The following is a 26,046-nucleotide window of genomic DNA, read 5'->3' as shown; positions in this document are numbered from 1 at the left end:
GGTTATAATACGTTTTCAATTTTAACCAAATACGCTTTCAGCTGCAGGCGCGCCCGGTGCAGGTAAACCCTTACCTGGCTGGCCGAAAGCCCGGTAATACCCCCAATCTCCTCGTAACTATACCCTTCATAGTCTTTCAGCAACACCAGCGACCGTTTGGTATCATCCAAACGCTCCAGCGCCCGGTTCAATACCTCTTTTAGATTCCGGCTCCCTTCTTCGGTATACCGGTCATAAGCGCCCATAGACTCCTCATAAATCATCCGCTTATGTTTACGGATGTGATCGATCATTTTCCGGTAGGCGATGGTAAAAAGCAATGATTTCGACTTTTCAGCCTGCACTTCGCTCCGCTGCTCCCAAAGCGCCTGGAATGCAGATTGTACCACGTCTTCCGCATTTGCGGCATGTTTCAGGTTTTTTACAATAAACCGGTACACATTGTCCGCATACATTGTTACACATTCGTTATATTCCTTATCCGTCATAGATCCAGTAGCAGGGTTGTAGTTATATCTTTTAAAACCGGTTTATAAGTAATACGGGCGATGCAGTTAAAAAGTTACAGGAAAATTATTTTTTTGAAAAATTTGAAAATTGACAACGTGGAAATGTGAAAATCAGTGAATGAGGCAGGGATGCATCGTATATGGACACCTTTAGCGGTCAGCCTTTAGCTATCAGCCTTTAGCGGCCAGCTATCAGTATTGCACATCAAGGCAGGTACAAAAACGAACGTGGAACTTTAAACTCTGAACGTTAAACCTGGAACCGCTCCTACCGCAGCACCATCTGGCGGTCGGCATCAAGCCGGATGAGGATAAACAGCAGGATGGTAAAGGTAAGCAGCGAGGTACCGCCATAGCTGATAAGTGGCAGGGGAATACCGATAACCGGAGCCAGCCCGATGGTCATGGCAACATTTACGGCAATATGAAAGAAGAATACCGAGGCCACACCATAGGCATAACAGCGGCTGAACGTACTTCGTTGCCGTTCCGCGATCCGTATGACCCGGAACAGCAGCAATATATAAAGCCCCAGCAGGGTAACACTTCCCACAAATCCAAATCCCTCCCCGATGGTATCAAAAATAAAATCCGTACGCTGCTCCGGCACAAAGCCATAACGGGTTTGGGTGCCGCTCAGCAACCCCTTTCCTGTTAATCCACCGCTTCCTACCGCAATTTTAGACTGCTTTACGTTGTAATCAGCCGTGTTGTTCTGCTTGCCGGTCTTTGCATCAATTTCGCCCATATTGCCCTTCAGGTATTCCTGTGGAATTTCCTTACCGATCGTGCTGTAGATCCGTTCTACCTGGTGTTTTCCCAGTACATGTTCAAAAAGGAAGGGCACTCCGAAGCGCTGGATGCCTACGCACAGTGCCCACACAAGAATGATCTTAACCAGCAGTGTTTTATCCCGTTTGATCTGGCGTAAACTGAATAATACAACCACGCCGGCGATGAGGGTAAGAATGACGGCCAGTACATTTTTATCAAGCAGCAAGGTAGCTACCACCAGGGCCGCTATTGCAAAACCGATCACCAGCACCATCGCGGGCAATCCCTCACGATACATTACAAAAAAGAAGGAGCAAAATACAAGGGCCAAACCGGTTTCTTTTTGAAAAATCGTTAATATGGCAGGCGCCATCACAATAGCGGTTGCAATCAGCTGAGACCGGGTTTTGGTAAAATCGAGCTCCGGATCCGAAAGATACTTGGCCAGGGCCAGCGCCACCGTTACTTTACAGAACTCTGCCGGCTGAAACTGAAATGCCCCCAGCCGGATGATGGATTCGGTTCCCTTTACAGAAGAGTGAAACGGAAATACCAGTAACAGCAGCAACATACCACCTGCATACCAGAGATTGGCTGTGGCCGGGAAAAACTTACTATCCGTTAAAAGAATAAACAGCCCCAGCAACAGCGAAACACCGGCAAAATAAAACTGCCGGCTATAGTCGGTTTTAAAGCCCAGGAAACTCTGCACCACCGGTTCGCCTTCCGTATAGGTTACTCCAAAGATGGCCATCAGCCCAATGGCTACCAGCAACAGGTATACAATTACAAGTATATAGTCTACCCCTTTGGATATTTCGGCTTTTTTCTGGCTCATATAATTTCTTCGGCAACGGTAACGGGTCTGCGGTATTTTCTATCTTCTGTTAAAAAGGTGATCAGCGCCGGAGTTTTTTTCTGCGCTGGTTTTTCTGCTGGTTTTGGTTGGGTTCCTGTATGCACCGTATCCTTTTTGGGTGCCGCCTTCAGCCCTCCCCTCAGGTACCGCCGCAGCTGGGTACTATCTCTCCGGATCTTGGCCCACTGCTCGGCTCTGGAGGAATCGGTTATATACTGTAAGCGGTCGTAATAAGACGGCATCAGGTTGGTGTTGGAAATCCGCTCCAGGTCTGCCTTGCTTTTATTGGTCAAACTGTCCAGCAAATATTTTTCCATCAGGATACGGGCGATCGGCCCCGCCCAGGTAGCACCATACCCCGCGTTTTCAACAGCTACGGCAATGGCGATTTTAGGATTGTCCTTCGGCGCAAAACATACAAACATGGAGTTGTCTTTCAGCTTGATCCTTCTCCGGTCCAGGATGGTATAGTTTTCTGCGGTACCGGTTTTTGCGCAAACATCAATACCGGGGATCATGGCCACCCTTGCTGTTCCGCGGGTTACCACATCATTCATCCCGTTGATAATGGCATTGTAGGCAGTGTCCGAAATATGCGTCAGCACCTCATGTTTTTCCCGGTATCTTGCCAGGAAGGGGGCATCCGCAGCTGTTTCGCCATCGATGCTGTCCACAAAGTGGGGCGTATAATAATACCCTTTATTTGCAATGATGCACATGGCATTTGCCAGCTGGAGGGGCGTAGCCAGCATTTTATCCTGGCCAATGCCCAGGGTAAGATTGGTACAGGAGTTCCAGGAGCCTCTGTATTCTTTATCGTATACAGCTACCGTTGGAATATTTCCTTTGTCCTCGCTGGGCAGGTCTACCCCCAGGCGCACGCCCAGGCCAAACTTATGCATATAATCCTCCCAGCCTTCATACCCTTTGCGCATATTGCCAACCCTGGGGTTATCTACCGCCATCCGGTACACCTGTACAAAATAGGAGTTACAGGAATTGGCAATTGCCAGGCGCAGGTTGGCAGCATGACCGCCGCCGGAGTGTGTACATGCAGGCTTGCCCGCGCCGCAGCCATAGTACCGGCCCGGACAGGGATAGCCATAAGACGGTGTGATCACGCCCTCATCCAATGCCACCAGTCCACCCAGTGGTTTAAAGGTGGAACCGGGAGGATACCGTCCTTTAATGCCCCGGTTTAATAAAGGAGCGCGCACATTCAACACCATTTTGGCATAGTTGGCATTTTTTTCAGGACCGGTCAAATCATTGGGGTTAAAGACCGGACCGGAAGCCATGGCCAGGATGCCACCGGTTTTGGGATCCAGTGCTACTACGGAACCCACTTTATTGGTCAGCAATTTTTCTGCCAGCACCTGCAGGTCTACATCCAGGTGGGTTTTCAGCCCCCGGCCGGCAACTGCCGTGGTATCGAATTCACCATTTTCATAATGGCCCACCAGCCGGTTTTTGTTATCCTTGATCATGTACTGTACCCCCCGCTGGCCCATCAGTACTTTTTCATAAGCGTATTCCAGGCCGTTCTTGCCCACGTAATCGCCCATACGGTAAAAGTTACCGGAGCGTTCTATGTCTTTTCCGTCCACCTCGCTGATATATCCAAGGATATGGGCACCTACATTATATGGATAGGTGCGTACCGGACGTTGCTGCAGTACAAAACCCGGAAAGCGCCAGCTGTTCTCTTCAAAGCGGGCCTGCATTTCGGGCGTCAGCAGCGAATGAAAAATCGATGGCCGTACTCTTGAATTTTTGACAATGGCGTTTACGATCCGTGCACGGAATTCAGCCGTATCAATCTGCATCAGGTTGCAAAATGCAGCGGTATCCAGGTTCCGCACCTCGGCCGGTGTTACCATCAGGTCGAACATTATGGTATTATTCAGCACGGCCTTTCCGTTGCGGTCGAAAATAATCCCTCTTTCGGGGTAAACGATTTTTTGAAATACGGCGTTGTTCTTTGCAAGTTCCAGGTACTTATTGCTGACCAGTTGCAGGTTGGCCAGCTGTGCAATAATGACGATAAATACGGATAGAAAAATGATCCGTATAATATAACTTCTCGACTTATTAAACACCGACATACTTAACTGCTGGAAACTTTTATAAGAAAAGTCAAAAATAGTGCAAAACTGTTTACGATGCCAGATTTGGGAATTGAGAATGCAGATTTCAGAATCCAGCTTTGGGAATCGGGTTGTCAGCGGTCAGCTATCAGCCTTCAGCAATCAGTGGCTGCGCCAAAAGGTTGCGTCAATCACCCCCTTCAACAAAATCCTACCCGGGCTGAAAGCCCCTGATCCACAATGGCCAACGGCACTCCTGCGCAATTCCGGACCCCCAACGCCCGATTCTCAAATCTGAAATCTGGATACTCCGATCTGGATTCCCGGCTCTCGACGCTTAAATCTGAAATCAAGGTCCTCGCCCCTACGCTGTATTTGTACGGTACCGCTGTTTGCGGAAAAAGAGCAGCTCGGTAATAAAGATCAGCAACATGCTAATGGCGGTGGTGGTAAGTACTTTCATCAGGAAGTTGATAAAGGCACCAAAAGACAACCATTCTAAAAACAGCAGGTAAAAATTATGTGCAAAGGACAGCAGCAGCGCGTAAAGACTATAAGCGCTCCACCCCATGGCCCTGGGCGAAGGTTCCTGGTAGGTATATCCCACGGCGTCCTTGGGGGAAAGGAGGTGAAGGATGAATGGCCGCAAAAACGCTACCAGCACACAGGCGGCGGCATGCAAACCCGGCGTCATGGTGAAATAGTCAACGGTCATGCCCAGTAAAAAGCCCAGCAGCAACAGCCAGCCGCGTTTTATGGAAAACGGCAGCCAGAGCAGGTACAAAAAGTACAGATAGGGCGTAATCAGTTCATGTAAGTGGGGCATGATGTCAAACACATATACCTGTACAAACACGAACAGCGAAAAACGGATGATATTTTTTACAAGATCGCTCACTTATTTCCAGATTTTGCTTCAACCTTCCGGCCGGTTTCCGCACTCAGCTGCTGCAGCGCGGCATAGTTCAGATTTTCTACCACAAATACCTGTTGCAGGGTTCCGAAATTAGCCGCAGGTTTTATTTTCAGAATGAGAAAATTGGTGGCCTCATCTTTCAATATCCGGGCCACGGTACCCACCATTTTTCCCGGGGGAAAGCTCAATGAATAGTTGCCGGTAAGGATGGTATCCCCAATGCGAACGGAATCGGTTTTCGAAATGCCGTTCAGCGTAAGCTCTGTAGGCGTTCGTCCATCCCAGGAAATGATGCCGGAGTTACCGGTCTTTTTAAGCTGTACGCTGAGCTTGTTCATCACATGCAGCAGCGTCATTACTTCACTAAAATCCTTTCCGGCGTTTACCACCTTTCCTACCAGGCCCCCGTTGGAGCTAAAAACGCCCATATCACTTTCCACGCCGGAGCTGGTGCCCCGGTTGATCTGCAGGTAATTTTTATCACTGTTCACCGTAGTGTACAGCACCTGGGCGGTTCGCCAGATATAGCGTCGTGCCTTACCGGTGGTGTCTACCGATGCCGTGTCGTGTACCAGGATGGCATTGGTGTCGATCTGCACAAAATTCTCCTTCATCAGGTTCATGAGAGAATCATTCAGCTGGTGTACCCGCTTATTTTCCGCCTTCATGCGGAAAAAATCTTCCAGTGCATTGTATTTGGAGTTGAAATAACTGGTAACCTTTCCGGCGGTTTCCATCCCTTTAACCCGGTGTAAACGATTGTACGTAAAAAGGTTATACAAGCAGATCCCCTGTAGGATAAGAAAACCTATGAAAACCGAGAATCGCCTGATGAACAAAAATATATTACGCACCGGGTGTTAAATTAAACGCCTGTGTTGCCAGGCCAAACAAAACGGTTAAAGAATTAACGCATTACAAAAGGATAACGGTCGTAGTTTTTCAACGCAATCCCGGTTCCTCTTACCACACTTTTCAGCGGATCATCTGCAATATGAACCGGCAGTTTGATTTTTTGGCTGAGCCGTTTATCAAGGCCCCGCAGTAAAGCCCCGCCACCGGTGAGGTACAACCCTCTCCGGTAAATATCACCTGCCAGCTCGGGCGGCGTTTGTTCCAGGGCCTTCAGGATGGCTTCTTCTATTTTAAAAATGCTTTTATCCAGGGCTTCGGCAATTTCCTGGAAACTTACCATGATCTGTTTCGGAATACCTGTAACCAGGTCGCGCCCGTTTACCGGGATATCATCCGGGGGATTTTCCAGGTCCTTCATGGCTGCTCCTACCTGTATCTTGATCTGCTCTGCAGTACGTTCTCCAATCAGCAGGCTATGGTAACGGCGGAGCGCTTCCATGATATCCGCCGTAAATTCATCACCCGCAATGCGGATGCTCTGGTCACACACAATACCGGCCAGCGCAATAACGGTAATACCGGTGGTACCGCCGCCGATATCGATGATCATATTGCCCACCGGCTCTTCCACATCGATACCAATACCCAATGCTGCAGCCATCGGCTCATGAATGAGATATACCTCCTTGGCCCCGGCCTGCTCGGCACTGTCTCTTACCGCACGTTTTTCTACCTCGGTAATGGAAGAAGGAATGCAGATCATCATCCGCCAGCTGGGGGGAAACAACGGTTTTTTTGGATAAACCAGCTTAATAAGCTCCCGGATCATCAATTCCGCCGCATTAAAATCGGCGATCACTCCATCTTTCAAAGGCCGCACGGTACGGATACTTTCATGCGTTTTTTCATGCATCATCAATGCACGCTTTCCAACGGCCAGCACCTCTTTGGGATTATTGCGGTTCAGCGCCACAATACTTGGCTCATTTACAGCCACTTCGTCGTTATGTATAATGAGGGTATTTGCGGTACCCAAATCCATTGCTATTTCTTGCGTAAACCAGTTGAAGAGTCCCATTCCTTAATTAAATAAATTTCTTGTGTTTTCGTGAGGAGCAAAGGTGAAGTAAATAATCCAAACTAACAAAGCAAAACTCCAAGTACAGCAAGGATTTTTAAGCTTATCGATTCATTAACAAAAAGCCCTTCAGACCCGGGTCTGCAAATTGCTCCGGCAGACGATGTAATTTCTTCAAATATAAATCAATCTGCCCTAAAACTTATGCAAGATTCTTTAGCAGAAACATTACTTTTGTAACCTCAAAAATAAATTATGGCGTTAAAGGATATTCAATCTACAGGAAAAAAAGATACCCGCAGCGGTTTCGGTGACGGTATTGTGGAAGCAGCCCGCAAAAATGATAAAATTGTGGCGCTGACAGCCGACCTGCTTGGCTCGATGAAGCTGAACCAGTTTATTAAGGAGTTTCCCGACCGTTTTGTACAATGCGGTATTGGGGAAGCCAATATGATGGGCGTGGCAGCTGGTTTAACCATCGGCGGACATATTCCTTTTACGACCACTTTTGCCAACTTCAGTACCGGCCGTGTATATGACCAGATCCGCCAGTCGATTGCCTACAGCGGTAAAAACGTAAAGATCTGTGCGTCCCACGCCGGCGTTACATTGGGTGAAGATGGTGCTACCCACCAGATCCTGGAAGATATCGGTATGATGAAAATGCTGCCGGGCATGTCGGTGGTAGTCCCCTGCGACTATACGCAAACCAAGGCAGCCACCATGGCGATTGCCGAAATCGACGGACCGGTGTACCTGCGTTTCGGACGCCCGTCCTGGCCGATCTTCACCAACGAATCCGATTTCGTTTTCGGAAAAGCCCAGCAGCTTTCTGAGGGAACGGATGTCAGCATTTTTGCCTGCGGACACCTGGTATGGAATGCAATCCAGGCAGGTATTATCCTCGAAGAAAAAGGCATCAGCGTGGAAGTGATCAATATCCACACCATCAAGCCACTGGATGAAGCGGCCGTAATTGCCTCTATCCAAAAAACCAAATGCGCGGTTACCGCGGAAGAACATAATATCATCGGTGGTTTGGGAGATGTTATTGCCCAGTGCGCAGCCCGCAACTTCCCCATCCCGATCGAATACGTAGGTACCATGGATACGTTTGGCGAAAGCGGTACGCCCGACCAGCTGTTGAAGAAGTACCACCTGGATGTGCCGGATATTGTGGCAGCAGCAGAAAAAGTGATCGCCAGGAAGAACGGTTGATTTTTTTAAACATATTATTGAAGAAGACTGTCAGTGGCAACTGGCAGTCTTTTTTTGTGCGCAGTGGACATGCAGGAGATCGCTCACCGGTCAGGAAAGGGAGCACGACCAGGAACCGTTCTGCCCTCCGTTGTCAGCTATCCGTTTTCAGTAATGCTTCCTGCAAAGCGTAATCAAAACCAGGAGCAGCGGGCATTTCATCGAACAGGAACGCCGTCAACCTGGAACTTTAAACCTGGAACGTTAAACTTTTACCTATCTTACCGGTCAAAGAATACCGGACGTCTGAATGGAACAGTTTCAAAGTGATGAGTCGTTGCTGGCACTTTTTCGCAATCCCAATACGAAAGAGCAGGCATTTACCGCTATTGTAAATAAATATAAAGAGCGGCTTTACTGGCATATACGGCGTATGGTGATCATACACGAGGATGCAGATGACGTGCTGCAGAATGTATTTATAAAAGCCTGGAAGGGCCTGGATCGCTTCCGTGAGGAAAGCGGGCTCTATACCTGGCTGTACCGTATCAGCACCAATGAAAGCATCACGCACCTGCAAAATCAAAAAAAGAAAAAAGCGATCGTTGCTTTTGGAAATGAACAGGACCTGACGGAGCAGATCCGCGCTGATCCACATTTTGATCCCAATAAAATAGAATGGAAATTACAGCTGGCCATCCAGCAGTTACCGGAACAGCAGCGGCTGATTTTCAACCTCCGGTATTTTGATGAAATGCCTTACCAGAAAATGAGTACGATTCTGGGGGTTACAGAGGGCGCTTTAAAAGCCAGCTATCATCACGCAGCAAAAAAAGTTGAAAATTATTTACGGAACAGTTAAACAAAACAGCAAAATTTCCGTCTTAAAATTAAGAGAAATGAAACAGGATGCCTCATACGATATCTTGAACGGGATCCGGGAAACGCAGCAACGGAGTCCGGCATTTACCCTTCCGGACGCCTATTTTGAATCCTTTACAAACCGGCTGATGGAAACCGTACGGGCACAGGAAAATGATACTGATGCCTTGAATGTTGCGCTGGATACCGCTTCCAGGGAAATGCCCTACAGTATTCCGCGTGACTATTTTGCCCGCTTCAGGGTAAACAAGGGCGAGCGGGTAATTCCCTTTAAAAAAGGACTGGCTATTGCTGCCAGTTTTATCCTGCTGGCGACGACGTCCATCTTCCTGTTTACGCAAAAATTACAGACCACCGCTACCTCCCAGGCCTCGGTTACTGCTACCGTAAACCAACTGACCGATGAGCAGCTGGAACGCTTTATTCAACCGGACGAGGCGCTTTTACGGGATCAGCCGGTGCCCGCACAGGCAGCCGGTACTCCAAAAGCAGATATTACCACCCTGTTTAAAAATGTTCCCGATGCAGAACTCTCCAGCTTTTTAAAAGAAACTGCAGAAGGAAATGAAGATATATTCTTAAACTGATGAAACGGATTCTTATTCTCCTGTTAACACTGATCACACTTCAGGGACCGGCGCAAACCCAGCCCGCTCCAAAGTCCAACCGCGTACATGATGTATTCCTGGGTTACCTCACGGAAAAATTCAATCTGACGCCTGCAGAAAAAAAACAGCTGCGGCCCATAGTGATCCAGTACCTGGCCGATTCAAAAAAAATCAGCAAAACAGAGCAGGATCCCCTGCTTCGTGAACAGGAACGTATTGCATTGAAGATCAATTACCGTAAGCGTTTTACACCGGTTATCGGAGAGCCCCGTGCCACCCGCTTTTTTTCCGAAGAACAGGTTTTCCGCAAAAAGATCCGCGAAGAGCTGAATAAAAGAAATGTTAAAGAAAACTAAAAATTAACTAAAACCAATGTTTAAACAATTATTTATGTACAAATATTTGTTTTTTAACAAAGCTGTATATATATTTGCATTGGTGTTTTTCATAGGTTAGCAACGGCCAGCTCTTTTTAGGGCAGGCCTTTTTTTATGGCCTGCATTTAAGATTCGTTTTCAGGATTTGCTACCGGCCGGCGGGTATCATGATAAAACAAAAACTGCCATCCCTCCTGTCTTCCCTTTTCCCACCATTGGGTACGCAGCTCCATCGCTTTTTTACCATCGTAATCATATTTCGCTGCAAACCGGTGCTTCATCTGCTGGTACTGCGGTGCATCATCGGCCCCAAAAAACAAGCGCTCATTCCCCTCTCCAATCCAAAACACCTGGTGGTATCGTGAGTGAGCACCGGTTACCTGGTAACGGATATAATCATCAATAACGCCCTCATCCGCTTTAAGCAGTACCACATTGCCTGCCAGTACCGGTTCAAATTTAGCGGTATCATAAGATGCGCCGGCATGCTCCCGTGCAAACTCTACTTCCCGCTCCTGGATATAATACACCGCATTTTCAAACGTGGGCTTACCCGTAGCAGGGTTCACCATTCCCCCGGTATGGTCTTTATGCAAATGACTCATCAATACTTTTGTAATATCCCCCGTCTGAATTCCCTGCTCCGCAAGATGTGTTACGATCTGCATCTGGTCTCCGGAATGATGTGACATGCCCAGCCCTGTATCCAGCAGCAGGATATCTTTTGAGGTAATGATCAAAAACGGTTGTATTTCTACCAGCAGGCTCCCGTGCGTACGGGCGCTCATTTCGTCTTCTGACAACCGGAAGGGAATAAATTTTTTTGTAGCATCTACGGTGAAGCTTCCTTCTGATAACGGGATTATTTTCATACTTAAAATTTCTGGCTGCTAAATTAGAACAAATAAACCCGTTGTGCAACCTTATGCGTGTTGAAACCCGCGCGCGCCCTCGCTATTCAAGTTTAGCCGCGTTGAAGATCAGCGGCATCCATGTTTGAAACGTAGAGGCTGCAGCACCGTTACCGGCAGTGGCATAATCACAAAGAGTAACCACAACCGGCGGATCCTTTTGCTCTTTATAGTTCTCTGCCTGAAACATGGCCTCAACCTGTAACCAGCTGTCATCCGCTTTAATGGCAACCTTTTTAAGATCGATGAACGGTTCGTTTTCTTTTAGCGGAGTTATCACTGTTCCCAGGTTAGTACCGGTAAAACGTGTATCCCTTGATAACACCAAGGGGCCGGTAAGCACCGCAAAATACTGAGACTGTTTGCCCATTACTTTTACGCGGCCGCGCATATCCAGTTCCAGGAGCATCATATCCCCGGTGTTCCATTTCCTTTTTAGATTTACATAAATACCCGATACTACATCCTTATAAAGCACACCATTTACCTGCAGTATTGTTTGCCGGCTCCATTCCGGTATGCGGAGCTGCAGCACCATGTCTTCGGGCGCCTGCATCTCCAGCCGGATCGCAATTTTACCGGATGCCGGGTAGTTGGTGGTTTGCACCAGTTTTACCGGCTTCCCTGCCGGAGATGTTAACGCTGTTGTTCCTTCTGCAAAAAAGTTAACGGCAATACCTTCCCTGCTGCGCATTGCAACGAGACCCGGCATGGCAAACAACCCCCTTGGCCCGTTGGCGCTGCAGCAGTTCAGCTCCATGCCGCACTGGCCACTGCCGGGCAGCCGCTCACCATTCAGTGGTGTGTATTTTGCCCAGGTGAATCCGTCGCTTTTCAATGCTGCCATCAATGCGTTGTAATACGTGGTTTCGATGGCATGGGCATATATTGCTTCACCGGTTAATTTTAATAAGGCCATGCAAAGCTGCATCCAGGTTACGGTTACGCAGGTTTCCTGGTAATGGAATACCGGCGTGGTTTGCCGTTCCCTGCCGCCAAACCACATTTCTGCAGAGGCGCCGGAACCGGCAATATTGATCTCTGTATCCTGTATGTTTTTAAAAACATGCACTACAGCCTGCTTATAGGTTTCGTTACCCGTTAGTCGGTACAATGCGAGGAGCCCTTCGTAACAGGACATCATTTCGTAGGCCTTTTGGCCCTGTTCCGGGCTGTACCATTCCTTGGGCCGCGGAAAACGCTCCGCTACATTTACAGCAGCCTTACTGATCAGTTGCGGACCGCCAGGTGTTTCCCATTGCTTTACGATCGTTTCGGCAAAGCTGCGGTATTTCCGGTTACCCGTTGCCACGCTTAACCGTACCATGGGCAACAATACAGAAGAGGCGGCCATGCCCCTGTAATTGCCCTTGTTAACAATAATACCGCCCTGCCGGTCGATTTGCGCCATCAGATAGTCGGCCAGTTTTACCGCTGCATAAAGACTTTTTTTATCGCCGGTGAGATCATGATAGTCCAGCAACCCCAGCAGGCAGTATTTCATACCCCAGATATCCCATTGCTTCAACCTGCTTTCTGCGTTGTAATTTCCAATATACCCATCCGGTGTTTGCGTAGCAATGAGGCCGGTTACTGCTGCATCCATTTTTGCTTTTAGCCGCGGATCGGGTTTGTATTGATACGCCAGTACAGATGCCATCATGCATTTCCCCCAAAACTCCGACTGCCAGCGATGTGTTTCCGTTCGATGCCGGAAAGGCCCGATAAGATGATCAAAATTTTTGGTGAGGATATCATTTTGAAAACACTGGTCCAGCCTGCTGCCCATATATCCCTGCAACAGGGCTGTACCGGCCGTTTCAAACCGGTTGGCAATCAGGTAGCCGCCGGTGCTGCCTGCCTGCCGGGCAACCAAGCCGGGTGCCAGTACACCGGCAACTGCAGTCATACCTGTTTGCTTTACAAAGGTTCTTCTTGAAAGCAGGCGCAGCGAGGGCATTTCTTTTTTACTCATTCATTTTATTTTTCTACCTGAATGCTCACCGGCCCTAACAGTCCGTTGTTTGTTAATGCGGCCGCTGAAGAAGGCCCGCTGATCGTCCATGTTTTCCGCTTGTCTTCCGGCTGACCGGCATCATATACCAACCGGTTAAACCAGGTGCTGGTCACTTCGATCTTCAACGTATTTGTTCCGGGCCGGAGGGCCTTTGTAATATCCAGCTTGTAGGGACTGGTCCATAATGCAGGAAAGTGCACTCCGTTTAACGATACGGAAGCGATCATATTCACCTGCCCCAGGTCCATCACATATGTTGCTTTCTGTTGAATGGTATCCATCCGGAAGCTGGTTGTATAAACGGCGGTACCTGAAAAAGCTTTTCCTTCACCGGAAAGCTCCAGCTCCGGCCAGGGTTTTAGTTCCCCCACCTCAACAGCGGCTGGTGCACCCCAGCCTTCCGGAAAATGAATGGTCCAGGGCTTTGTAAATGCAATGGATGTAAGCGGTGGCGGTGATACAGGAAATTTATTTTCTTTTAGTGCCGCTTTATGATTAAAAACTACAAAACCGGCGCCGGCCTCGGGAAGATCTAGTGTAACAACGGTGCGGTCTCCCTGCCTTTTTGCGGCCAGCGGCAACACCTTACCTGACACAGGGTCCCATAACGCAACATCTCCAGTATTGCGGAAACTGAGGGTGCCTGCAAATGTTCCGCCCCTGGGTGCACACACAAAATACCAGTCTGCATCTTCTGCACGGCGGTGCAACCACTGTACCGGCCCGCCGGAAACATCGGGCGCTATCTGCAGTTGCTGAAGCGCGTCTGAGAGGGTCATGCCCGAAACAATTTGTCCTTTGCCTATGTTGCGGATACCGCGTTTTGCTGCATTACCCCAAATGGCGGTCACAATCGTATTCAGTTGCTCCTGGGCAGCGATGCCGCCGCTAAGGGTGGCAATGCCGGAAGGAGCATCTCCAACCACGGTAGCACCCGCCTTAATGAGTGAGGCAATTTTCGCTGCTGTTTTTGGCAGCATCCGGATGCTGGCCGGCAGCCACAGTACCCGGTACCGGATCCCTTCGGGTGTGGTAATGTAGCCATCCTTTACGGCTAGCCGGTTCCATAAAACATCCGTATTACAATAGTCATACTTAAATCCTTCGGGGAACGGCGCGTTCTGATCCGGTTTATGATCAATCTCATCACCCAGATACCATAATACGTCCGATACGGGTTTGCCTCTTTCCAGCAAATAATTGCAGCGCGCAAAGTAATCTGTAAATGCCGGCATCGCCTTCCACCAGGTTTGTCCCCTTAAAAACGGCGTGCCGATGCCTGCACCAAAAGAAGTGCCCGGCTGCGGAAAATCTGTTTGAGGGTTGTGGGTATACGTATGAAACACCAGGTGCGTGATGCCTTCGATCATATTCACATTTGCCACTTCCTTCAGCATCTGCCATTGTTCGTTCCAGGTAAGTGCAAAAGAGGTAAACGCTTCTGCCGACACACGGGGTTTGCCGTATAACCGGGCCGCAGAAACGGTTGGCTTCACCGGTTTAAAATTCAGCGATCCCACATAACCTTCTGTAAAGGGCTGCCAGAACTCGCACATGGGTACATCGGCATACTTGTAATACTCCATGATATCTGCAGGAAATACATCACCGGCAGCTGTTTCATAGGTAATGGATAAATTACGGGCTTTCGCCAGTTCCGACATCTGTCCGTAAAACTGATGAGTAAACAAATCGTTGATGGTAGCCCGCCAGTCCCTGAGAAAACGGAACGTGGTTGCCTCATCCTTTATGACATATCCAAAAACAGCCGGGAGCCATTTGCGGAGCGGATAGGAAGTAACCCGTTCAAACTCCGGCTCCATATCCTCCGTCCAGGTTTGTGTTTCACATTCCCAGCTGTCTAAAAGCATTCCGTTAAGCAATCCGTTTACAGGACCCTTGCTGCCCGAGAGCCGGCCGATATATCCCTGAAAATGGGCCTGTGCCCCTTTCACCGATAGTTTGTTGCATTCCCAGCCGGTGCCTGCCGGAGGCGCCGGACCGTTTTTGCGACCGGTATTTACATGCCCGATCCGCAGGATCGTCCAGTTGCCCGCGGGTGCTTTCCACTGCAGTTCCCCGTTGCGATCCATAAGCGCAGTGAGGTCCTGTATCTGATCCGGGTTGACATAAGTATCTATCGGGTGGGAATACGCATCCCCCGATCGCTCAATGGTCCGTAAGGTCCACCCAGCCTCCGATTCCCAGTTATTTTTCCGGGCGGCAGTAAACAGTTTTATGAAACCCAGCTGCATATCGTGCAGGTTCACGATCTCAAACCGGTATCTTTTTGCCCCCGGTGTTTCCTGACAGGCCAGGGTCATCGGTGCCCGGTCCTGCCAGTTGCTCTGGGGCAGCACTGCGTTCAGGATCTCCTTTGCCTGGCCGTTTTCAAGAACAGCAACCGCCCTGATGGTAACGCCGGGCTCGTAACACCAGGCATGATTAAAACTATTAATGCTGGGGAGGGTAATAGAGCGGATGGTAACGGGGGTATTAAAATCGATCGTTATCCGATAAGGATCAGATGGACCGGAAGGCGCAAGCTGAACAGGTTTGTTTCCGTTCGTTGAAAAAAGACCGCTCCACAATACATCCGAACTGCCGGTTACCGATGCCGGTACCAGCGGGTCGCCGGTATCATCCTTTGGCGTAGGAAACGCCAGTACGGCCACCTCCCGGTAGTCGCGCCAGGACTCATTGATCCCGTCTGGTTTTGCTAAAGCGATCTTTTTAGCCACCCCTGTTCCCTGCACATCCTGACGCTTCCACACCAGGTGGCGCATCGCATTCTCCGGCTTGATCCACGGTCCGCCGGCCATGGCCCAGCCAGGACAATTTTGCAGGGTGAAGCGGAGGCCCAACCGTTTGCATTCTTTAGCCGTAAAGTGTAACGCATCCTCCCAGGCAGGACTCAGGCAGATGATCTCCGGACCAACGCCCGGCCATTTACCTCCAAACTGGCCATGAAAAAGCTGAACACCTGAAATACCTGCTTTAGCAATGGCTTCCAGATCTGCAGTAATGCCCTCCTTTGAAATATTTCCCCCGATAAAATGAAACCAGGTTTCCGGATGATAGCCTGGTGACGGCGCCTGGAATACCGTCCGGTCATGCGCGCCGAAACGGCCATTGAGTTCCCGTACCTGCGGCGCAACAGGAGCTACCTGTGCCGTTGCCGGCAAGACATTTGCAATCATCCATACATTAAAAAGCAATCCGCTTATTAACCGCTGCATCATTTAAAAATATGCTGTTATGGCTCAAACAGGGCGCTTATTAAATATAGGCCGGGTTTTTAACAGAACCATCCTGTACTATCCTGAAAATAATTTCACGTAACTTTTCCGGCTATTTTGCAGGTACAAATACTATTTTGTTCTGATAATATTGCGCATATGACTTACAAACAGGCCCTTCTGTTGTTATTGGTTTTAGCCGTGGTTCCGCTGTGGGTCCATGCTCAGCAAGTTACCGATCTCCGGTGCGAACACCTGGAAAACCCGCTGGGCATTGATAATAAAACACCTCGTTTTAGCTGGACCCTTGATGATCCGCAGGCGGGCGCGGCACAAACCAGTTACAGGATCATCGTTTCCAGGGGAACCGGTGAAGAAGTATGGAACTCGGGGATTATGGCCGCTTCCGATAACCTGGTTACCTATAAAGGTAAAGCCCTGGAACCTTTTACAAAGTATACCTGGAAAGTGCTGCTTACCGGTAAAAACAACCGCTCCTACGATGTATCACCGGCTGCCTTTTTTGAAACGGGCATGATGCAGCAACAGCATTGGAAAGGCGGATGGATCAGTGATGGCAATGATACCCGGCTAAAACCCGCGCCCTATTTCCGCAAATCGTTTATCCTGAAAAAAACAGTTCGGTCTGCAAGAGCTTATATCGCTGCAGCGGGCCTTTATGAGCTTTCCCTCAATGCTTCGTCCGTAGGAGATCACCGGCTCGATCCCATGTATACCCGCTATGACCGGCGCAACCTGTATGTAACCTACGATGTAACTAAAGCGCTGCAGCCCGGTGAAAACGTGATCGGCGTACTGCTGGGAAACGGCTGGTACAACCATCAGTCTACGGCGGTATGGTATTTCGACAAAGCGCCCTGGCGTAACCGACCGGCATTTTGCCTCGACCTGCGTATCACGTATACCGATGGTTCTACAGAAACCATTACCACCGACCGGAGCTGGAAAACAACACTAAGCCCTGTGATCTTTAACAGTATTTATACTGCCGAACACTATGATGCCCGGCTGGAGATAGCAGGCTGGAACAAACCCGGTTTTAACGATTCAAAATGGGCAGCGGCTACTGACCGGGCGGCACCCGCGCCGCTAATCACCGCACAGGTACTGCACCCGGTGCGTGATGTGGTTACCATCAGCCCGGTAGCCTTAAAAAAATTCAGCGATACCAACTATGTGTTTAACCTGGGACGGAATATTTCCGGTGTCAGTGAGATCCGTGTTTCGGGTACCGCAGGAACCGTGATCCGGCTCATTCATGCCGAACGCATTCATCCATCCGGCCACGCCGATCTTTCCAATATTGATGTGCATTATAGGCCCACCGATGACAGCGATCCCTTTCAAACCGATATTTTTATACTAAAAGGGGGCGGCACGGAAACCTTTAAACCACGATTCAATTATAAGGGCTTTCAGTACGTAGAGATAGTGAGCAGTAAACCCGTGCAGCTCAGCAAGTCAAATCTCCAGGGATATTTTATGCACAGTGATGTGCCGCAGGCCGGCACCATTGAAGCCGGCAACCCGCTTGTCAACAAGATCTGGCAGGCTACCAATAACTCCTATCTTTCCAACCTTTTCGGGTATCCTACAGATTGCCCCCAACGGGAAAAGAACGGCTGGACGGGTGATGCAGTCATTGCGCTGGAAACAGGGTTGTACAATTTCGACGGCATTACCGTATATGAAAAATGGCTGGCCGATCACCGGGATGAGCAGCAACCCAACGGTGTGTTACCGGCCATCATCCCCACCAGCGGTTGGGGATATCAATGGGCCAACGGGCCCGACTGGACCAGCACCATTGCGATAATTCCATGGACGCTTTACCAGTTTTACGGGGATCCCAAACCCCTGGCAGATAACTATGAGAACATAAAGCGTTATATTGATCATATTGCGGAACTGTATCCCACCGGGTTAACCACCTGGGGATTGGGCGATTGGGTGCCTGTAAAATCCAAATCGCCGGTGGAATTAACTTCTTCGCTTTATTACTACAAGGACGTAATGATCCTTGCCAAAGCCGCGGCGCTTTTTAACCGGAAAGAAGATGCCGGTTACTACGCGGCATTAGCAGAGCAGATTAAAAAAGCCATCAATGATAAATACCTGAACACAATAACCGGCATCTATGGCTCGGGCCTGCAAACAGAACTAAGCACTCCGGTATACTGGGGCGTTGTTCCGGATGATGTGAAGGCCAAAGTGGTGGCCAACCTGGCAAAAAAAGTGCAGGCAGACGGTGTACAACTGGATGTGGGCATCCTGGGTGCCAAGGCCGTATTGAATATATTGAGCGAAAACGGCTATGCAGACCTGGCCTATCAGCTGGCAACGCGCAAAACCTATCCCTCCTGGGGCTGGTGGATTGAAAACGGGGCTACTACGCTTTATGAAAACTGGAAGGTAGATGCAGAACGGGATGCCTCACTGAACCACATCATGTTTGGTGACATCGGTGCCTGGTTTTATAAGGGGCTCGGCGGCATTTTTCCCGATCCGGAGCAGCCAGGCTTCCGGAACATCCTTCTTAAACCCAATTTTGTAACCGGGCTGCCGGTCTTTAAAGCCACGTATAACGGAGCGCAGGGGGAGATCCGTTCGTCCTGGGAAAGAAAGGGCAACCGCCTTCGCTACACCTGCCGCATACCCGCCAATAGTACCGCTACCTTTTTTATACCGGCCTCCTGGCAACCGCAAAAAGGCCGGCGCATGCCGGGCATTAAAAATACAGATGGCAGCTATGCATTGCCTTCCGGAACGTATACTTTTTTATTACATGCAAAATAGTAAATGGAGCGGTAAGGATCCCAACGCAGCAGCAGGACTGTCTGCATGCGATTTTATACTCCGGCAGATTGCGGTGCTCTGTTAACGCATCCATACAGAATTGAGTGCAACGTTGCATGGCCCTATATCTTCACATTTGCGGCATTCCCATATTTAATACTCCACACCGGGTGTTGACGCCGGTCTTTTCAATGATCCATACAAAATTTGAATCAGTGCAGCGCGGCAGCACATCCATATCTGTGCAGCTGCGGCAATCCTGTAAATGCAGTGGCTAATAACCGGATTACCGTAAGAAACAGGATGGCAGCGCCATAACGAATGTTTCTTTCACATTCGAAGTCCTTTATTGGATATTTTAAATTCCCGAAGCGCTAAGCCGAATTGCGGCCGGCATTAATGATACCAAAAGAGCAGCGCATCACCAGTTTTCCATAGGCATCGCGCAATGCCTCATCCAGGTCATCGCCGCCTTCACGCAATTTTACCAGGGCATATTGCTGTATCGTAACCAATGGTTTTACAATACGCTCCCGCATGCGGATGGAAAGCTTATCCACCGGGTAGGAAGCCATCAGCGTATCGTGACCGGAGAGTTTATATAAGTATTCTTTAGTGAGTATATACTCATCATAGATCATTTTCCAGATGCCACCAAACTGCTCATCCTTTTCCATGTAGGCGGTAATGGGAAAATAAGATTTGGACATGGCCATTTCGCAGTTATCCAGCAGGGTCTTAAAATACAGCGATTCTTTATAAAGACTTTTCAGCTCTTCAAAACGGCCGATGTATTCCATTTTTTTCAGCGCGGTACCTACACCGTAAAAGCCCGGCACATTTTGCTTTAGCTGGCTCCATGCTCCGGCAAATGGAATGGCCCGCAGATCATTCAGCGAAAAAGAAGATTGCGATCCTCCTCTTTTTGCCGGACGGCTGCCGATATTGGTTTCATTATAAAAACGAAGCGGACTCATTTCATACAGGTAGTTGGCCAGTTGCGGATGCTCCTTTAATTGCTTGTATGCATCAAAGCCATAAGAAGCCAGTTCCTGCATCAGCTCTTCCTTTTTGCCGCTTAAAGGCGGATACCGGTCTGTAAACAATGAATTGGATACCCCCGCGTTAATGAGTTGTTCCAGGTTGAACTGTGCCGATTCAATGATGCCGAAATTGGCGCTTACCGTTTGCCCCTGTATCGTCAGCTGAATTTCTTTATTGGAAATATGACTACCCATGGAAGCATAGAACTTATGGGTTTTACCGCCACCTCTTGAGGGAGGACCTCCCCTGCCGTCAAAAAAGATCACATCAAACCCATACTGGCGGGTAATGCGTGTAAGCTCTTCCTTTGCCCGGTAGATGCTCCAGTTGGCCATCAGGTAGCCGCCATCCTTGGTACCATCCGAAAAGCCCAGCATGATGGTTTGCGTTTTACCACGCCGGTTCAGGTGCTCTTTATAGGATGGAATCGAATACAGATCCTTCATGATGGCGCCTGCATTCTGCAGGTCTTCAATCGTTTCAAACAGCGGTACTACATCCACTTTAAAATCTTCACCGCCGATACCACTGAGCCTGAACAAACCTACCACTTCAATAATATTCAATACGCTAGTGCAATGGCTGATGATATAGCGGTTACACCCTTCTTCTCCATTCGCCTTTTGTATCGCGCAAACGGCGTCTACCACCTGCACGGTGTCCTTTACCACATCATCTTTTACAAGGGCCGTTACATCTGCCTGCTGCAGTTCCAGCAATAATGCCACTTTTTGTTTTTCGGTCAGTGCATTATAGTTGGCCGGCAATATACCGGAAGCCGCCAGCTGTGCATACAGTTTCTCATGTATGGAGCTATCCTGACGGATATCCAACGATGCAAAATGCAAACCGAAGATCTCGATCTTATTAATGAGGTTCTGGATCTTTGTTACAAAGAGTCCGTTATGTTTCTCATTCACCACATCCCTAACCGCCTCCAGCGTACCAATGATTTCCTGCGTTTGTATCTTCGATTCATACCCCGGCACAAAAACCTCATCGTATAATTGCTGCTCCAGTCCGGCCAGCTCTTCTTCCACACCCTGGAATGTAAGCCTGCGGCGCAACCGGCGCACATCCATGTAGTAACATTTCAGGATGGCACCCCTCAATGCACCCGCCACCTGGAGGGTGGTATCGGTGGTTACAAAAGGATTCCCGTCCCGGTCGCCTCCCGGCCAAAAGCCCATTTTCACCAGTGCATGCTTGCCGGTATCGATCTGTGGAAACTGGTTCTTCAATGCACTTATAATGCGGCCCGCCGCCGGGTAAAATACATTTTCCAGGTACCAGATCAGGCTCACGGCCTCATCATAAGGTGTGGGTTTTTTCTTTTTCAGGAACGGCGTTTTACCCAGCTGTTGCAACAACATGTTGATCTCGCTGGCGTCATTCCGGATCAGCGCGCTGCTCAGGTCCCGGATAATACCCAGTACGGATCCGGGATAAAACTGTGTAGGATGAGCTGTAAGTACCAGGCGTACACAAAAATCCTTGAGCACCTGTTCAAACCCTTCTTCCCGGTTATTTTGTACCACTTCAGACATCAGCTGCTTCAGGGTACCCGTACCGTTCAGATCGTTGATTTCTTTATAGGAGGCATCTTCCAGGGCATCAAATAACACCACCTGCCGTTCAATATATTGCACCAGGCGAAACAACAGGTCTACCTGCGTTTTTACTTCGGAATAAGAAGTATGCCGGTTAAAAAAATCGTCTACAATTTCAACAGGACTTAACGCCTTTTCATAGCCCTCTTCACACATGCTGGACAATAACGACAGCAAGATCCCGGTCTTCTCAATACGGTTGAACGGTAACGAAGTAAATAAACTATTATACAACTGAAATCTGATCCCCACATCATTTTTGAAGTGCTGAACCGATTGGCTGCTTACCACATCCATATGTTTCCTGTTTGACTTTTAGAATTGCCTCCGTACTTCTGAACTTTATAGAAAAGCACCGGTACCGTTGGCATTTAAACAGCGTTGAAGATACTATTTTTCCACAATAACGTTTGCAATTATCTAGTATTTAATCATTTCTTTATACAACGTTTAAGAATTATACAGGATTCTTAAACATTCTCAAACAGGCCTCCGGGTTTCCGGATCAATTCTAAAATAATCACCAACAAAAAGCCCCGCCCAGGAGTACCAGGGCGGGGCTTTTATTGCTTTAAAAGAATTATGCTTCTTTGTTTTCGTCTTTTGCTTCTGCTTCTGTAGCGGGAGCTTCTTCAGCTGCAGCAGGCGCAACAGCATCTTTTACTTCCTCAACAGGTGCCGCTTCGGCAACGGTAGTAGCTTCATCTTTTTTCTTTCCGCTACCTCCACGACGACGGGTGCGTTTACCAGCAGCTTTTTCATCAGATCCTTTACCGTAAACTTCGTTAAAGTCTACCAGCTCGATCATCGCTTTTTCAGCAGCATCACCGGGACGGATCCCTAATTTAATGATGCGGGTATAACCACCGGGGCGGCCGCCAACCTTTGTTGCAACAGCATCGAACAGTTCTTTAACCGCTTCTTTGTCCTGTAAATGACTGAACACAATACGACGCTGGTGTGTGGTATTTTCCTTGCTTTTAGTGATCAGGGGTTCTACATACACCCTTAAAGCCTTTGCTTTTGCAATAGTAGTTACAATACGCTTGTGCTCGATCAGCTGGCAGGAAAGATTACGCAACAACGCATCTCTGTGTGCTTTGGTACGGCTTAAATTTTTGATTTTGTCTCCGTGACGCATGACATTTGATTTTGAGATTTGAGGCCTGATATTTCAGACACACAAACCGGTTAAAAAATTCGGTTACACCGTGTCAAGGATATGTAACCTACTATACAAATTTGAAAATTTGGCGATTTGAAAATTTGAAAATATGGTGGTTAGAGCTGCAACGCCGACCCATTAATACATTCTCAAATTTTCAAATCTTCAAATTATTTAATAATCGTCTTTATCGATTCCCAGTTTCTGAAGATCCATACCAAAGCCCAATCCTCTTTCGATGAGCACCTGCTCAATTTCAGAAAGGGATTTCTGACCAAAGTTCCGGAACTTCATCAGGTCTTCCTGCTCGTACTGAACCAGCTCGCTCAGTGAGTTGATCTTGGCGGCTTTTAAGCAGTTGAACGCACGTACGGAAAGATCCAGGTCTTCCAGAGGAGTCTTCAGCACTTTACGCAGTTGCAATGTCTGCTCATCTACCATATCCTCTTTCTTCTCTTCCTTGTTGTCAAACGTGATGTTTTCATCCGTAATGATCATCAGGTGTTGAATCAGGATCCGGCTGGCTTGCTTTACAGCCTCTTCCGGATGAATGGTACCATCTGTGTTCACTTCCATCAACAGCTTTTCATAGTCCGTACGTTGTTCCACACGGGTATTTTCAATGCTGTATTTTACATTTTTAATGGGTGTGAAGATTGAGTCGATAGCGATGTAGCCAACCGGCGCATCTTTTACCTTGTTATCTTCAGCAGGTACATAACCACGGCCTTTACCAATGGTCAGTTCGATATCCAGTTTGGAAGAAGAATCCATCGTGCAGATCAGCAGATCCGGGTTCATGATCTGGAAGGATTGTGTTCCATCGGCGATCATACCTGCGGTGAACTCTGTCTGGTTTTTTACAGAAATGGAAATTTTTTCATTGGCCACTTCATGATCAACGATTCTTTTGAAGCGTACCTGTTTTAAATTCAGGATGATTTCAACCACATCTTCGCTGATCCCTTTCATGGTAGCAAATTCATGATCTACACCCTCTATCTTAATACCTACAATCGCATATCCCTCAAGAGAGTTCAATAAAACACGGCGCAGCGCATTACCAATGGTAACACCATACCCCGGCTCTAATGGACGAAACTCAAACTGAGCTTCGAAATCTGAAGCCTTTTGCAAAATGATTTTGTCAGGCTGGTGGAAATTTAAAATTGCCATTTTTTAGGTTTGTATTTTAAGAGTAAAGTGATGGCTGGCCGCCATCACTTAAAAAATTACTTACTGTACAATTCAACAATCAGTTGCTCCTTAATGTTCTCAGGAACACTTTCCCTTTCGGGATAGGTGATGAAAGTACCCTTGATTTCAGTTTCATTGAAATCGATCCAGCCAAATTTTGGATTCTTAGGACGGATCACGCTTGTAATAGAAGAACGGTTCTTGCTGTTTTCTTTCAGGGTGATGATATCACCGGCTTTCAGCTGGTAAGAAGGAATGTTTACCACTTCGCCATTTACTTCAATGTGCTTGTGGCTCACCAGCTGGCGTGCAGCAGGACGGCTGGGTGCAATACCCATACGGAATACCGTGTTGTCTAAACGCGCTTCAAGTAATTTAATAAGGTTTTCACCGGTAATACCTTTACGACGGTTGGCTTCCTCAAATGTTTTGCGGAATTGTTTTTCCAACACACCGTAGGTGTATTTTGCTTTTTGTTTTTCGCGCAGCTGCAATGCATACTCCCCTAAGGTTTTACGCTTGCGCTTTTCGCCATGCATACCGGGAGGGTTACTGTTTTTACCCAACCATTTACCATTACCTAAAATAGGCTCTCCGAAAATACGGGAGATCTTGGTCTTAGGACCGTTGTAACGTGCCATAATTATACTTTCATTTAAGCTTTTTTAGAAACCGGTACAGCAATCAGTAAAAAGCTTTGGAAAAAATTAATTGTGTACCCTTTTTATAAAATGAAAAGCCAACTGGCTATCAATCATGCTTCGGCTTTCAGCATTAAGCTTTTAGCCTTCAGCAAAATTTTAAAGAACTTCATCTTTGTCTGATGATACCATCAAACAAGAAACTAAAAACCCAAAAAAGGTTTTATACTCTTCTCTTCTTGGGAGGACGGCATCCGTTGTGAGGCAAAGGCGTAACGTCTTTGATCATTACTACTTCGATGCCAGACTGGGAAAGCGAGCGGATCGCTCCTTCACGGCCGGATCCGGGGCCTTTTACGTATACATCTACTCTTTTCAAACCAGCATCCAGCGCTACTTTAGCAGCGTCTGCAGAAGCCATCTGGGCGGCATAAGGCGTGTTCTTTTTAGAACCGCGGAAGCCCATTTTACCGGCACTGCTCCAGGAAATAACCTGGCCGGATTTGTTGGTTAAGCTGATGATGATGTTGTTGAATGTTGCAGAAATGTGCGCATCTCCGTACGCATCCACTTTTACAATCCTTTTTTTCGCAGCGGCTTTTGCGCTGTTTTGTGATTTTGCCATTGTACTTAAAGGTGATCTTTAAAAATAAAAACGTTCTGCGGAGCAAAACGCCCAGTCAACCCTATTCCTGCACCGGGGTGTCCGAAATTGATCTGGTAGTAACGGGTGCATATAAAAAAGCAGTCAGCTATCAGGTATCAGTAATCAGCAACTGCTGACAACCAACAACTAAAAGCTGACTCCTAATTATTTCTTAGCGGCCTTCTTCTTACCGGCAACCGTCTTACGTTTACCTTTACGGGTACGGCTGTTGGTTTTTGTACGCTGACCACGCACCGGAAGTCCTTTCCTGTGACGCAGACCACGGTAGCAGGCGATATCCAGCAGGCGCTTAATGTTCATTTGCACCTCGCTTCTCAGCTGACCTTCTACTTTCAGCTCTTCAGTAATGGTTGAACGGATCGCGTTCAGATCCTCATCGTTCCACTCATTTACTTTTTTGCTGCGGTCAATGCTATTCTTGTCCAGAATATATTTTGCTGTAGAAGGGCCAATACCATAAATATAGGTAAGGCCAATTTCGCCCCTTTTGTTCTTTGGTAAGTCTACACCGGCAATACGTGCCATATTTTATCTAAATTTTAAATGCTGAATCTAAAGCACAAGCCCCTTCCGGTTCTTGCATCTTGATTGTTGTT

The 26,046-nt window shown here is 48.1% G+C and carries 20 protein-coding genes; 5 read left to right on the top strand and 15 right to left on the bottom strand.

Translation table 11 applies throughout. The annotated features are described in order from the left end of the window. Positions 1–2: 2 nt before the first annotated feature. The 6 genes from LQ567_RS20830 to LQ567_RS20805 form a co-directional block, all read right to left on the bottom strand. On the bottom strand, positions 3–488 hold the full coding sequence (locus LQ567_RS20830; protein WP_231007682.1) for an RNA polymerase sigma factor: 486 nt from the start codon (positions 486–488) through the stop codon (positions 3–5). A 289-nt stretch (positions 489–777) separates the two neighbouring features. Next, positions 778–2,121, bottom strand: a complete 1,344-nt coding sequence (gene rodA / locus LQ567_RS20825; RefSeq protein WP_231007681.1) for a rod shape-determining protein RodA — start codon at positions 2,119–2,121, stop codon at positions 778–780. Further along, positions 2,118–4,247 carry a penicillin-binding protein 2 gene (gene mrdA, locus LQ567_RS20820; protein WP_231007680.1) on the bottom strand — a complete coding sequence of 710 codons (2,130 nt, stop codon included), beginning with the start codon at positions 4,245–4,247 and terminating at the stop codon, positions 2,118–2,120. Before mrdA ends, rodA begins: the two co-directional genes overlap by 4 nt. A gap of 346 nt (positions 4,248–4,593) precedes the next feature. After that, positions 4,594–5,127 (bottom strand): rod shape-determining protein MreD, encoded by a 534-nt coding sequence (locus LQ567_RS20815; protein WP_231007679.1) that lies wholly within the window; start codon positions 5,125–5,127, stop codon positions 4,594–4,596. Beyond that, complete coding sequence (gene mreC, locus LQ567_RS20810; protein ID WP_231007678.1) at positions 5,124–5,882, bottom strand: rod shape-determining protein MreC; 759 nt, start codon at positions 5,880–5,882, stop codon at positions 5,124–5,126. The genes LQ567_RS20815 and mreC overlap by 4 nt, the downstream gene beginning before the upstream one ends. Positions 5,883–6,052: 170 nt before the next feature. After that, positions 6,053–7,078: a rod shape-determining protein gene (locus LQ567_RS20805; RefSeq protein WP_090389562.1), complete on the bottom strand. Its 1,026-nt coding sequence runs from the start codon at positions 7,076–7,078 to the stop codon at positions 6,053–6,055. Positions 7,079–7,333: 255 nt separating this feature from the next. Between LQ567_RS20805 and LQ567_RS20800 the strand changes: the two genes are divergently transcribed. From LQ567_RS20800 to LQ567_RS20785, 4 genes are all read left to right on the top strand, one after another. Then, a complete protein-coding gene (locus LQ567_RS20800) occupies positions 7,334–8,296 on the top strand; it encodes a transketolase family protein (RefSeq protein ID WP_231007677.1) in 963 nt (320 codons plus the stop codon). 289 nt (positions 8,297–8,585) lie between these two features. After that, a complete protein-coding gene (locus LQ567_RS20795) occupies positions 8,586–9,137 on the top strand; it encodes an RNA polymerase sigma factor (protein ID WP_231007676.1) in 552 nt (183 codons plus the stop codon). A 37-nt stretch (positions 9,138–9,174) separates the two neighbouring features. Next, positions 9,175–9,744 (top strand): hypothetical protein, encoded by a 570-nt coding sequence (locus LQ567_RS20790; protein ID WP_231007675.1) that lies wholly within the window; start codon positions 9,175–9,177, stop codon positions 9,742–9,744. After that, complete coding sequence (locus tag LQ567_RS20785) at positions 9,744–10,121, top strand: hypothetical protein (protein ID WP_231007674.1); 378 nt, start codon at positions 9,744–9,746, stop codon at positions 10,119–10,121. The genes LQ567_RS20790 and LQ567_RS20785 overlap by 1 nt, the downstream gene beginning before the upstream one ends. 146 nt (positions 10,122–10,267) lie before the next feature. Here the strand turns inward: LQ567_RS20785 and LQ567_RS20780 are convergent, their stop codons facing one another. The 3 genes from LQ567_RS20780 to LQ567_RS20770 form a co-directional block, all read right to left on the bottom strand. Beyond that, positions 10,268–11,014: an MBL fold metallo-hydrolase gene (locus tag LQ567_RS20780; RefSeq protein ID WP_231007673.1), complete on the bottom strand. Its 747-nt coding sequence runs from the start codon at positions 11,012–11,014 to the stop codon at positions 10,268–10,270. A gap of 82 nt (positions 11,015–11,096) precedes the next feature. After that, positions 11,097–13,028: a beta-L-arabinofuranosidase domain-containing protein gene (locus tag LQ567_RS20775; RefSeq protein WP_231007672.1), complete on the bottom strand. Its 1,932-nt coding sequence runs from the start codon at positions 13,026–13,028 to the stop codon at positions 11,097–11,099. Between the two features lie 5 nt (positions 13,029–13,033). Then, positions 13,034–16,312 carry a glycosyl hydrolase gene (locus LQ567_RS20770; RefSeq protein WP_231007671.1) on the bottom strand — a complete coding sequence of 1,093 codons (3,279 nt, stop codon included), beginning with the start codon at positions 16,310–16,312 and terminating at the stop codon, positions 13,034–13,036. A gap of 156 nt (positions 16,313–16,468) precedes the next feature. Here LQ567_RS20770 and LQ567_RS20765 point away from each other — a divergent pair, with 156 nt between their 5' ends. After that, positions 16,469–19,126 (top strand): alpha-L-rhamnosidase, encoded by a 2,658-nt coding sequence (locus tag LQ567_RS20765; RefSeq protein WP_231007670.1) that lies wholly within the window; start codon positions 16,469–16,471, stop codon positions 19,124–19,126. Positions 19,127–19,500: 374 nt separating this feature from the next. Here LQ567_RS20765 and LQ567_RS20760 read toward each other — a convergent pair whose 3' ends face one another. From LQ567_RS20760 to rpsM, 6 genes are all read right to left on the bottom strand, one after another. Continuing rightward, positions 19,501–22,077: a phosphoenolpyruvate carboxylase gene (locus LQ567_RS20760; protein ID WP_231007668.1), complete on the bottom strand. Its 2,577-nt coding sequence runs from the start codon at positions 22,075–22,077 to the stop codon at positions 19,501–19,503. 283 nt (positions 22,078–22,360) lie between these two features. Further along, positions 22,361–22,921: a 50S ribosomal protein L17 gene (gene rplQ / locus LQ567_RS26330; RefSeq protein WP_231007666.1), complete on the bottom strand. Its 561-nt coding sequence runs from the start codon at positions 22,919–22,921 to the stop codon at positions 22,361–22,363. A 198-nt stretch (positions 22,922–23,119) separates the two neighbouring features. Then, on the bottom strand, positions 23,120–24,121 hold the full coding sequence (locus tag LQ567_RS20750; RefSeq protein WP_231007665.1) for a DNA-directed RNA polymerase subunit alpha: 1,002 nt from the start codon (positions 24,119–24,121) through the stop codon (positions 23,120–23,122). Between the two features lie 56 nt (positions 24,122–24,177). Next, positions 24,178–24,783, bottom strand: coding sequence for a 30S ribosomal protein S4 (rpsD, locus tag LQ567_RS20745; RefSeq protein ID WP_231007664.1), 606 nt, complete (start codon positions 24,781–24,783; stop codon positions 24,178–24,180). A gap of 223 nt (positions 24,784–25,006) precedes the next feature. After that, a complete protein-coding gene (rpsK, locus tag LQ567_RS20740; RefSeq protein ID WP_231007663.1) occupies positions 25,007–25,408 on the bottom strand; it encodes a 30S ribosomal protein S11 in 402 nt (133 codons plus the stop codon). Positions 25,409–25,594: 186 nt separating this feature from the next. Beyond that, positions 25,595–25,975, bottom strand: a complete 381-nt coding sequence (gene rpsM, locus LQ567_RS20735) for a 30S ribosomal protein S13 (RefSeq protein WP_090389550.1) — start codon at positions 25,973–25,975, stop codon at positions 25,595–25,597. Between the last annotated feature and the right edge of the window lie 71 nt (positions 25,976–26,046).

It is taken from the genome of Niabella pedocola, assembly GCF_021044425.1.
Lineage (GTDB): Bacteria > Bacteroidota > Bacteroidia > Chitinophagales > Chitinophagaceae > Niabella > Niabella pedocola.
The sequence above is the reverse complement of the archived record's forward strand: the minus strand, read 5'-3'. Positions and strand labels throughout refer to the sequence as shown.